The 11,516-nt window shown below is 41.2% G+C and carries 7 protein-coding genes and 1 pseudogene; 2 read left to right on the top strand and 6 right to left on the bottom strand.

Annotated features, from left to right (window positions below):
• Positions 1-125: 125 nt before the first annotated feature.
• The 4 genes and pseudogenes from C427_RS18585 to C427_RS18570 all read right to left on the bottom strand — a co-directional run bounded on the left by C427_RS18585 (position 126) and on the right by C427_RS18570 (position 4,684).
• Complete coding sequence (locus C427_RS18585; protein ID WP_007641001.1) at positions 126-422, bottom strand: hypothetical protein; 297 nt, start codon at positions 420-422, stop codon at positions 126-128.
• Positions 423-721: 299 nt separating this feature from the next.
• A pseudogene (locus tag C427_RS18580) lies at positions 722-2,996 on the bottom strand (CehA/McbA family metallohydrolase).
• Positions 2,997-3,320: 324 nt separating this feature from the next.
• Positions 3,321-4,001, bottom strand: coding sequence for a DMT family transporter (locus tag C427_RS18575; protein ID WP_007641003.1), 681 nt, complete (start codon positions 3,999-4,001; stop codon positions 3,321-3,323).
• Positions 4,002-4,258: 257 nt separating this feature from the next.
• The gene (locus C427_RS18570) at positions 4,259-4,684 is read right to left on the bottom strand and encodes a PaaI family thioesterase (RefSeq protein WP_007641004.1); all 426 of its coding nucleotides are present in this window, start codon (positions 4,682-4,684) and stop codon (positions 4,259-4,261) included.
• Positions 4,685-4,931: 247 nt separating this feature from the next.
• On the opposite strand from C427_RS18570, the gene C427_RS18565 reads away from it, so the two are divergent.
• Both C427_RS18565 and C427_RS18560 read left to right on the top strand, forming a co-directional pair.
• Positions 4,932-7,163 carry a TonB-dependent receptor gene (locus tag C427_RS18565; protein ID WP_007641005.1) on the top strand — a complete coding sequence of 744 codons (2,232 nt, stop codon included), beginning with the start codon at positions 4,932-4,934 and terminating at the stop codon, positions 7,161-7,163.
• A gap of 238 nt (positions 7,164-7,401) precedes the next feature.
• On the top strand, positions 7,402-9,156 hold the full coding sequence (locus C427_RS18560; RefSeq protein WP_007641006.1) for an alpha/beta hydrolase: 1,755 nt from the start codon (positions 7,402-7,404) through the stop codon (positions 9,154-9,156).
• Positions 9,157-9,565: 409 nt separating this feature from the next.
• On the opposite strand, the gene C427_RS18555 is transcribed toward C427_RS18560, so the two are convergent.
• Positions 9,566-10,462, bottom strand: a complete 897-nt coding sequence (locus C427_RS18555) for a fatty acid desaturase family protein (RefSeq protein ID WP_007641007.1) — start codon at positions 10,460-10,462, stop codon at positions 9,566-9,568.
• Positions 10,463-10,471: 9 nt separating this feature from the next.
• Complete coding sequence (locus tag C427_RS18550; RefSeq protein ID WP_007641009.1) at positions 10,472-11,290, bottom strand: phenylacetic acid degradation operon negative regulatory protein; 819 nt, start codon at positions 11,288-11,290, stop codon at positions 10,472-10,474.
• Between the last annotated feature and the right edge of the window lie 226 nt (positions 11,291-11,516).

Raw genomic sequence — 11,516 nt, 5'->3', positions numbered from 1 at the left:
TATTTCAAGAGCAAGAAGGGTGTAAATACTATTGAGTGAACCTTGAGCTGCAGTACTTGCAAATTTATTTTAAAAATTAAACACAAGCAATATTATCCTAAATTTATTGTGTGTTTAGATCGCCTTTATTCCTTAAATGTAGGTAATTTAAGAGCATAACCAAACCCAGCTCGCCACACATCTATGTGCACATTATTTTCAAAACCAGGCATATCATCGATACTAATATTGTGCAGGCAATCTTCATATCCAAGATAGAAAACCCGATAGATCACAGACATTGTTTGTTCTGCGCTGGCCAACGTAATGCCTTTTAATTGCGCATAAAGCTGTGTCGCATAATCACGCTCTTTGGCCAAAATGGCACTATAAATCTGATCAAAACTAAGATGAGCTGATTTTGAAATTAATGTGCTGGACATTTGATACCCACTTTTGTATGGCTGCAATGATAATTACTGTAATTATATACAGTATTCATTATTAATCAATCTGATTCAGTGTTTAACCTTTAGGGGGCGACGAATACGGGGTTTGCCACTTTAAAGCTATGCTACAAGGTATGTAGAATGTGTCAGTTAGGCGAGCTAGGCCTCGATGCTATAATGTGAGTGAGATGAAAAGCGGAGCATAATAAACCTTATGCTCGGTTTTTGATGCTTAACAAAAGAATTTTAATACGCTATGTTAGTTTACTGCGTTTTTGCATGAGACTGAATTCTCAGAATGATGTTTGATCGACCATCTTAAGCCATATTGGATTTGAGAAGGCTTTGTATGACTTTGCATCTTCTACGACTAAACTGACCCATCCTGATTTTTGTGGCACATCAAACATTACCGATACTTTATCACCCGATAAGGTCTGCTCACTGATTACCCCATCATTGCCGATTAACTGCACCAACTTCAGCCCGTTGACTGATAACAGGTCAAAATTGATGGATTGGGATTGATTTACAGCCAGCTTTAAGGTGTCACCAAACATAACATTTTTCGGATAAATCACAGGACCGAAAGAGGCATACGAGTGGCCATTTTTCATTGCCTGAGCAAAGGCTTTCGCGTCTGGTTTACTGGCTGTATAGACAAACATACGGTTATGACCGCTTGTTTCATTCCAGACATCGTGGGTATCGGAACCTGCCGTGTAGTAATAAGGCAGTCCTTCAGACCATAGCTGGCGTGCTTTCTCAACTGCTTTCATATAATCCACTTCTGAATTTATCTCAATCAGATCAATGCTTGGATTAAATCCGCCAGGTGCTGTGTTTTTCTCAAGGCTACTCAAATAACCGTAAGGAATATAGGGATGGTTAGAGGCGACAACTGTTGCACCCATTCGACGGGCATCTTGAATAATGCTATGAACATCATCCACTCCGGGTTCTACGGATAACTGCGCACCCATCTCAATCGGGAACACATTAAAGTGCCCCCATGACGGTGAAATTTCGATAGATGGGATAAATGGCACGCCACGCTTATCCGATAGAGCCTTAATCGCCTCATGGTTTTTGGTTGAGTCATGATCACTCACAAACGTTACATTAAGACCCGCTGCTAACTGCGAACGCACCAGAAACATGGGTGATGTAGAGCCCTCCAGTACATCTGCATGATGATGCAAGTCACCGGCAAACCAGCCGTGCTGCGTGGGATAGGTGCTAACAGTGACGGCGCCGACCAAGTTAGTTGTTTGATTGGGAACAATAGTGGCATCAATGAATACAGGTTTAGCTACGAAGTTAGCACCAGCGGAAACTTTAAGCTGATAATCGCCAGGGGCTAATGTAAATTGAGCCTGACCCACACTGTCTAATTCTGTGAAGAATGTTTTTGCGCCAAAAAATTCAATCAACGGTTTATTGCCCTTTTCTATTTGAATTTTGGCGTCTAAAGCCGCTGTTGTTTGTGCATCGGTTACCTGAATATTGACTTTGCCTGGAGCCAAAAGATCAGAGAATGAGAGGGTTTGCGAGTCATTACGTTTAATATTGACATCATGCTTTGCACTGTCGGAATAGCCTTTACCCGTAGCATAAACTTGATAATCACCCACAGGCAGATCAATATTATATTCACCATGTTTACCTATCACCCAAATGTAGGGTACTCCTTTTTTTAAGCACCACAACTGCGGGCTCAGTTACAGACTTTCCTTGCTGCGTTTTAACACTTCCAGTTAATGTTCCTGAAGGCAGTTTTTTACGTTCTATCTCAGCACGGATAACGGGTGAAAGGTCACCACTAGCTAACACTTGGTAGTCCCCTTCAAATGTTATTGACTCTGATTTTTTCAGGCTATGCTGGGTATATAAATCCCGTGATTTACTTTTTATTTCTGTCATATCAGGGGCGTGCAATGCAATGGCCCAATCAGCGTCATAACCTACAAAGCGGTCTGATATAGGATGATTGAGAACGGCCTCTTCTTTGTCTGAATAAATTGGTACAGCGAACTTATAACCAGCATCCGGCCACAAGGTATAACCGGATAACATATCAACTAATGCCTCACCTTCGTTGATCATGGTGGTTTTAACATGAATACGCTCAGAGCCCGATGTTAGGCTGTAAGTAGTACTAATGATTACCTTGCCAAAATCACGGGTAATTTTAACGATTGCCTCATCTTTGCTGTCCTTAACAATATCCACAGTTTGATAGGTAGTCGGCCAACTTGACCAGTTATTTGGAATAAAATCAGCAAAGGCAACACGATCATTACTTAACGACCCATCCGCTTTCACATTGGCAATATCAACAATACAACCACGAGCCACACCCCAAGGAGGTGCTGAGCCCACAGCTAAGGAAAATGCTAACTTGTCATTTCTGATAGTTAAGTCTTTATCAGATGTTGCGTTACCGGCGGGTATAATGGTCTTGCCATGAATAATGGAGACAGCTGCATAACTTGGCACTGCCACACCTAAACCAATAGCCAATAAAAGAGAACTAACAAGTAGAGATGTATAAAACAGTTTTAGCATGACGATTACCTAAGGATGAATAGAATTTTTTTGAGTCTGAACGTGGTGAGGGTAAACCCTGTTTCTGAACTAAGCAATGAGCATCAGGGTTTACTTGGGCGAATTCAGGTAAAGAACGGGTTATTCGAATCGCTTGTTGTTAACGAAACAGCAAATAGATGATGAGTTTGCATGTGATACTAACTCACTGGCGTATGAATAGGTTTAAGATATTCAATAAGACCATTATTTAACAAGAAACTCATCGCGGTCCATTTAAAATTAAAATGGGTGTCCAGATAGTCATGTTCAAGTAGTCATGCCTAAATCTTGACGTTATTTTGCTTACCGCGAAGCAAAGTAAATAAACCGCTTGCGACAATAATCACGATGCCAAATAAAGCCTTGATTAGTCAAGCCGCGTACATCAGGGCCAATATTAAAAATTAACATAAATAAGCCAGTTGGGATTAATATAAAGAAACCATAAATACTCAATTGTAAATGAGATAAAACCGGGGAAGCCGCACGTGTTGCTAAGTCTCGCCCAGCAAAGCCAAACATTCCAATAATCGCTAATAATGATGATATTTCAAAGCTTTCAAGGCCTGGTCTTATAATTATTAAAACCCCTATAAAACCAATTAATATGGCGCACCATCGCTGCCAACCTACACGCTCACCCAAAAACAAGGCCGCTCCCATGACAACGACTAAAGGTGTGGCTTGCAAGATTGCAGAGGCACTAGATAATGGGGTGAAAACAATGGCTAATGTAAAAAACAAACGCCCAATTACTTCAAAAATAAATCGGAGTAAAACAGGCTGAGACACTATTTTTGGATGAAAAATAGCTTGCCCACGACTCAGAGTCATAACAATAAAAGCAAGTGTTCCTCCTAGACCAAATAATATTAGAATTTCACCTACAGGTAAAATATTAGCCGTCGCTTTTATCAACATATCTTCTAGTGAAAAAGCAGCCATCGCTAACACCATAAACAAACTACTTCTCAAATTACTCACAAATATTTCCAATTAGGAAAATCAAACATTCACTACACAATCTAGATATAAGGATTATCTTTTTACCAGACAGCCCGAATAGATTAAACCACGTTAACGTTACTGATATATAGGTCTTAGACCTTATTTCTATCACGACGGTTAAAACCCATTTCAGAGTATTTACCTTTGTTCTGAGCCCGATACTTCGCGTTATTATCTTTTAGTTTATTCTCTACCAACAATGCCACTTAACATGTTCGATGCGTGCTAAGTGTCTATTTCTTAGGTGCTCGTAGTAATTTAGCGACTGAGCTTGCGGTAGCTGTCAGCTCACCATCTTCGTTATACAGGCGACCTTCCATAAAAGCTGTTTTGTAACTTTGTTTTATGACCCAGCCCTCAACACGGAGTTTTCCAGCACGTGTTGCTGCGAGGTAAGACGTTTTAATTTCGAGAGATGAGACATTCATAATTTCTTGGTCGCAGATAAAAATAGCATGACTCATGGCTGCATCAAGCATGGCTGTAACAAACCCACCTTGAACGATATCAATTGAATGGCAGAAGTCTCTGCTGATAGTGAATTCAAAGGTGCAGGCTTTTTTGTCATTATCAAAATCAATTAGCTGACCACCCAGCATGCCAATGAATTTTGGCGCGTGGTTATTTATTTTTTCAATATTCTTGTCTTTGTTCTTCATAAATACCTTTTTTATTACCTTTAATTAACTCTGTAAGGAGAATAATCGTGATACCTGCGGTATGCAACAGAGTCAATTTGAGGTTTTTAACGTTTTCTAGACAATTTAATTATCATTTTGGCTTGTTAATTTATTTTCCTAATTATTTTTCACTTGTAAAATATAATTCCGCATTGCAGAATAAGGATTCGCTATAACAATGCTATAACATTTATATAATAAAATTATTACAAATTAATGGTGTAAAATGAAATTCAATTCCAATCTAATTATAAAATCATCCATTCCCTGTTTTCTAATCCCTGCGCTGTTAGTGACTCCTGGCGTTAATGCTCAGCAAACACGTGAACTAGAGAAGATCGTGGTAACAGCAACTAAGCGTGAACTGAGCTTGCAGGATGTTTCTGTATCGGTGAGTGTTATTGATAGGAAAATGGTGGAGAACGCACAAATGGATAATGGGACCGATATTGCACGACTCGCTCCTAACGTCAATGTGTCGTATTTTGGTTTGCCTGATCAACCAAAATATTCCTTACGGGGTGCAGCAACAACAGATTTTGCTTTAAATACTTCATCTGCCACTGGCACCATAGTCGATGAAGTTAACTTGGCTGCCTCATATTTTGGTGGCCCACTGTTATTTGATATCGAACGTATTGAAGCTCTTCGAGGCCCTCAAGGCACACTTTTTGGGAAAAACACCACAGGTGGCGCACTTCATTTTATTACGCGTAGACCCAGCTTTGGTACGGGTGGCTATGTCAAAGCCTCGATCGGTGAATATGGTTATACTCACGTAGATGGCGCTGTAGAAGCGCCTATTAGCGATAAGCTCGCTGCGCGGTTTGCTTTTAGTTATTCAGATAGTGATGGATTTTGGGAAAATGAAAATCCCAATGGTTCAGACTTAGGGGATATAGATAATCGAGCTGCACGTCTTTCATTGGTCTACGAAGACGGAGACTTTGATGCGATATTACGACTCATTACTTCACGTAGTAATCCAAAAGCAGCCGGCATTATTTCCACCGGTAGTGGACCTGGAAACACCAACGTCATTGGTGTCAATCCAAGAGTGTCACCCGTAACCGGAAAACCCTATGATGCAAATGAAGGTTTCTGGGATCGCTCTGGGGATATTAAAGTCAAAACCGATGGTGCTTATTTAACCATGAATTATGAGATGGGTGACTTAACATTTACTTCTGTAACGTCAAAAATTACTGGGTCTTTTTTGAATCTTGTGGATGCTGATGGTAGCAAGGATAATTTACTGCATATTGACTTTTACTCTGAATCCGAAGAAGTTCAACAGGACTTAAGGATTACTTCAAACTACGATTCTGGATTCAACTTTATTGCTGGACTTTATTATTTTGATGAACAATCAGACATCCCTACAACGACTCGTTTGTTTGAAGGAATTCTTCGTGACCCTAGTTTTGATCCAGCGGTAGACCCTTTTGCCGGTACTCCAAGTTTTGTTGAAACTGATTTTGACCAGCGCCGCACCTCCTATGCTGCCTATTTTAATGGCAGCCTTGAGCTAAGCGATTCTTTAACATTTAACGCGGGCATTCGTTGGACTCAAGACGAAGGTGATTTGAAAAACTTTACTTCCACAGGTACTTTCTTGCTATCAGAGGGCGATCCTATGGTGGTGCCGTTTATTGCCAATGATCCTGTAAATGATCTTGATTATTCTGATTCGGCTTTGACAGGTAAAATTGGTTTGGATCTTAAACTAGACGGCGGTTCTTTACTGTATGGACATTATTCTCATGGCTATCGCAGTAGTGCGTTTGATGGCAGTGCCCTTTTCTCTGCTACCTCATTAAGCACCGCAGCACCTGAAACCATCGATACCATTGAATTTGGTTACAAAACCAAGTTTGCAGATAACCGTATTCAAGTCAATTCTGCTGTATTTGTTTCAAAATATAATGATCTGCAGTTTCTCAATGTGATCAGTGCAACTGAGTCGGAGCTTATCAACGAAGATGCAGAAATGTATGGCTTTGAAGTCGAGGCCACAATGCTAGCGACTGATAATTTACAGTTAAGTATGGGATTAGGTTACTTACAAGGTGAATACATAGACGCAGTAGTTAACGGCATAGATATCAGTGGTAACGATTTGGTAGAAGCGCCGAGCATTAACTTTAATATTTCTATGGATTATGACATCCAAATGGGCAGCGATTTAGTGACGTTGCACTTAGATTCAAATTTTGTTGATGAGCAGTTCTTTGATGCATTCAATTCCGCAGATGTCGCTAACGACAGCTTTTGGAACGCTAACGGAAAAATTATATATACGCCTGGCGATGGTACCTTTCAATTTTCAATTTGGGGTAAAAACTTAACCAGTAATGATGAGCCTGTTGGAAGAATTAGAACCGGTGCGGTAAACTCGGTGTTTGCTGTCACACCTCAACCACGTCGATTTGGTATAGAAGCAAGATATAATTTTTAATACCTAATTTATATTACCTAAGTCTGTAGAGCATAAAACCGCTAATCACCATGGCGGTTTTATGCTCTTTTGTACCTTTTTGTAATCGAAGCATAATAAGGTTTTCAGGTAGCGAGTAGTTTAAAGTCGACCAGATACTGGAAGCTTCGCTTTTTATCTTAATTGAACCGCTGTTAGACAGGCATTGACTGCTGATGTTTTAGACAATTATTTCAACAAATCATAATAAGGCAACATAATGAAATACCATTCAAAAGTGCTTATCTTAGCGGTGGCACTGATCCTGTTTGGGGGCTTTCTAGCCAATCAAATACAATCTAATGGCGGCAGCGTAGACGTCAGTCACGTTCGCTTTGCAGGCAACGACGGCATTATTACTCACGCACGACTCTTCGTGCCTGACGGCGTTTCAAACAAAAATCCAGCCCCCGGTATCGTTGCTACTCACGGTTACATTAATTCAAATGAAACCCAGTCTGCTTTTGCTATTGAATTTAGCCGCCGCGGATACGTTGTATTAGCGCCGGATCAGACTGGACATGGTTATTCTGATCCAGCCGCCTTTGCCAATGGCTTTGGGGGCATCGATACACTGGCTTACATGAAGACACTGGCGTTTGTTGATCAAGACAACATCGGTCTCGAAGGTCACTCTATGGGAGGGTGGGCATCACTTGTTGCCGCTAGCGTATATCCCCAAGATTACCAATCCATTATGATATTGGGTTCATCTCCCGGAACTTTTGGTGCTCCAAAAGGGACGGCGGATTGGCCACGTAACTTAGCGGTGGTTTTCTCCAAATATGATGAGTTTTCAGCATTAATGTGGGGCGTTGCTATACCTACAGACATCACAAAAACTGATAAACTCAAAACGTTGTTTAATACCTCTGAGGAAGTCATTCCAGATACACTTTATGGAAATATTGCAGACGGTACGGCGCGCATTCTTCATCAACCGGCGGTCACTCATCCGGGCGACCACTTTTCACATGCAGCGATAAAACACGCTATCGAATGGTTTGACCAAACGTTAGTCGGTGCACAACCATTGCCATCGGACGATCAAGTTTGGTTATGGAAAGAAATTGGCACATTACTGGCTTTGATTGGTATGACAATTCTTATCGTCCCTGCATTAACCAGAGTCGCAGAAACCTCAACATTCCGTTCGCTTAAAACATCAATGCCTAAATTACACAGTTTGACAGGAGGTGGCTGGTGGGTAGGGGCACTGATATTTACGCTATTGCCAGCAATAACGTTGTTTCCGTTTAAGGGGATAAGTGAAAAACTGGGGTGGCAGGCATCGGCTGTGTTCGCCCAAAACATTACCACTCAAGTCATGGTGTGGGCACTGCTGACCGGACTTGTTTCAATCACCCTATTTTTGCTTTGGCACTTCCTTTTGAACCGTAAAACGGGTGCCAGTTTCGAAAGTTATGGATTGACTTGGAATGGCCAAGTGCCGATATCTTCTATTGTGCACTCATTTTTACTGGCCTTAGCGGTCGTTGGTGTGCTGTATACATCATTGCTGTTGACAAACTATTTATTTGATATGGACTACCGTATTTGGGTGTTTGGCATCAAACTGTTAAGCCCGCTGCAGATGGGCATCGCTTTGTCATACCTGATCCCATTCAGTCTGTTTTTCATTATTGTTGCTACGGTGCTGCATGGTCAATTACGTTGCGATGATTGGAGTTTTAGAAAAGAGCTGGTTGTGAACTGGCTGCTCTTGAGTGTTGGTTATCTGTTGCTTTTGATTGTGCAATACACACCACTGCTGATGGGCGGCACGTTACTGATAGCCAGTGAGCCTTTGTGGTCAATTATTGCATTACAGTTTGTGCCATTAATGACCATTGCGGCAGTGGTTTTCACTGTGGCCTATCGTGTCACAGGTCGGGTTTATACTGGCGCCTTTATTAACGCCATGATCATTACGTGGGTGATTGTTGCGAGTCAGGCAACGCATTATACCTTCTGATTGATGTTTCTTTAGACAACACGGCAAGTCCGTGTTGTCTAACGTTATGACTAGGGTGTTTAAACCCTATGTCTTGATGTTAGAAGGTTAGTGGCGTTGATGATGTCATTAATTTAAACCGCTTTTTGACGCTGCTTTCATTATCTAACTGAACTCGGGTTAGGACGTGCCGCTCACTTCCAAGTAACTCTAATAAAACAAAAGGCTAGAATATCACTATTTATTGAACAGCATATTTAATGCATCCAGTGCTGATATTATTGTGTTTATCAAGGCGAGCTTGTGAGGGAATAGCCGGCTATTGAGAGCAAGTTCAACGAATATAGGCACAAAAATAGCGGTACTGGACGATATGGCTTATCCCGAGTTCAGGTTATTTAGCTTTGTAAGCAACAATAGGGGGTTGCAGTTAATTCAAAACTCCTCGTAGCATCGCTATGTAACCCTTGGGTAAAGGTGTGTTCTTATAAGCCTCTTTGGCTATTAGCCAACGGTGCATCAATGGTAAATTGTATGGAGGTACTGTGGGCAATAAGTGATGTTCAATATGATAGTTTACATATACTGGGCAGACCAATAATCTCTCCCACCAACTTGAAAGTGTGGTGCGTGTATTTTCAAACATATTTCGACTATTTGGATTCGGTACAACGGCATGTTCACCCACATGACGAATGCGTAAAAATAGAAAGTAAGTAGTATTATAGGCCAGTAACCAAATCAGATATAACCAAGCTACATTAAGCACGTAGCAGCATAAGAATAGCCCCATATTGACTGTAAACCCTCTGAATAATGCACTATTTTTCACCATGCTTTTTTGTGATGGATGCCGTGTTTTCAGTATATACAACCAAAACTTTAGTGCGGTTAAGCCGCCAAGATCCCGCAACACTTTTCGCAGTAACGACGCCTTACTGATAGGATAAGCAGAGTAGTTGCCAAGATCAGGATCTTTATCAGTACCTACGTCTTTGTGGTGAGTGCTGTGCTGACGTGAGTAGGTTTGCATATCAGAGAATATTGGGGCAGCCACCAACCAAGTACCGATAAACTGATTGAGCTTAGTTGATTTGAAAAGACTGTTATGGCCGCAATCGTGCATTAAAATTGCAAAGCTAAGTTGCCGACCACCAATGATCAACAGCGCGACGATTATCGTGACAAAGTTTGGCCAAATTGCCACAAGCAACATAGCAGCTATTACCCATGCCCAGCAGCTAAGTACTAACCAAGTGGCCCGCAGGTTACTCTTGTTCATTAATTGGACTATTTCCTGCCTGCTGAGAATATCATGTGCTTTCATCGGTTTATCCTAGTGCTGGGAAACGTTAAACAGAGTGGACTCGCCCATAAACCGAGTCCAAATTATGTGACCAAAGGCATCGTAATCACACATTGTGTGGCGCAGTTCTTCACGCTTGGGCGTACAAAACATTTCATCCGGCAGAAGAGGATCTTTAACCAGTAAATTAATGGTCTCCCCGCCAATTATAAAGCTTTCACGCAGAGCGTCTTTTATTTCCAGGCTATCGAAGCGTGCTTTGCTTTTAGTCAGTTTGACTAGCTGCTGCTCATAAGTGAACTGCAAGTCTTCGGTGTTCCATAAGGTACTTTCCCAAATAAACTGCTCGGGATAAGGTATATCAGCTGCCTTAAATAACAAGGCTTCTTGCTCAAGCCCAACCAACTGATACAAGGCGCGTAATTCATTCAAAGCAGGAAGCAAATTATTTGGACGAACCCATACTTTGTTCCGAGCCTTACGAAATCCAAAGAATTGCAAAGTAGTGTGACTCAATGTACGGATTGCACGATCGGGGTTGCTTGGAAGCAATACCATTAACCAATCGTCTTTATGCCATTCTTTGCGGCGTAAATCTCCCAGTTTCCACTGCTCTATGTAGTCGCTGAGTAGATCAGTATTCGAATTCATGCGATATCTGCTACTGCCGTCGACCTCTATTTTACCAGCTGTTAGAAGACGGGTTAATGCCACTCGCATGGTGCTCGCTTTAAAATCGAATAACTCACCTACCGATATTAATTTTGCTGATGGGCAATAACCACTTCGAGTCAATCGCAGCACATCCAAGATGATGGTTTTAGGCGTGATCTGACGTTTTCTAAGCATAGAGGCAGCCCGAATAATAATAGAGATAACATTATTACCATAAAATACAAGCGGTGCAAAGTTTTGTAATGTTGAGTGTTAAATATACTGTGGTCAAAGTGTTTTTAGCTTAGGATTTATTGATTTTAAGTGAATGGCGCTCAGCAGTGTCAATCATCATGTTTATGTGAGCGGCTAATCTGATGCGTTTACATATAGCAACAAAGAATTAAGTAAAACGATTTGA

Source organism: Paraglaciecola psychrophila 170, from assembly GCF_000347635.1.
GTDB lineage: Bacteria > Pseudomonadota > Gammaproteobacteria > Enterobacterales > Alteromonadaceae > Paraglaciecola > Paraglaciecola psychrophila.
Note: the sequence above shows the minus strand (reverse complement) of the source record. Positions and strands in the feature narration are given on the sequence as shown.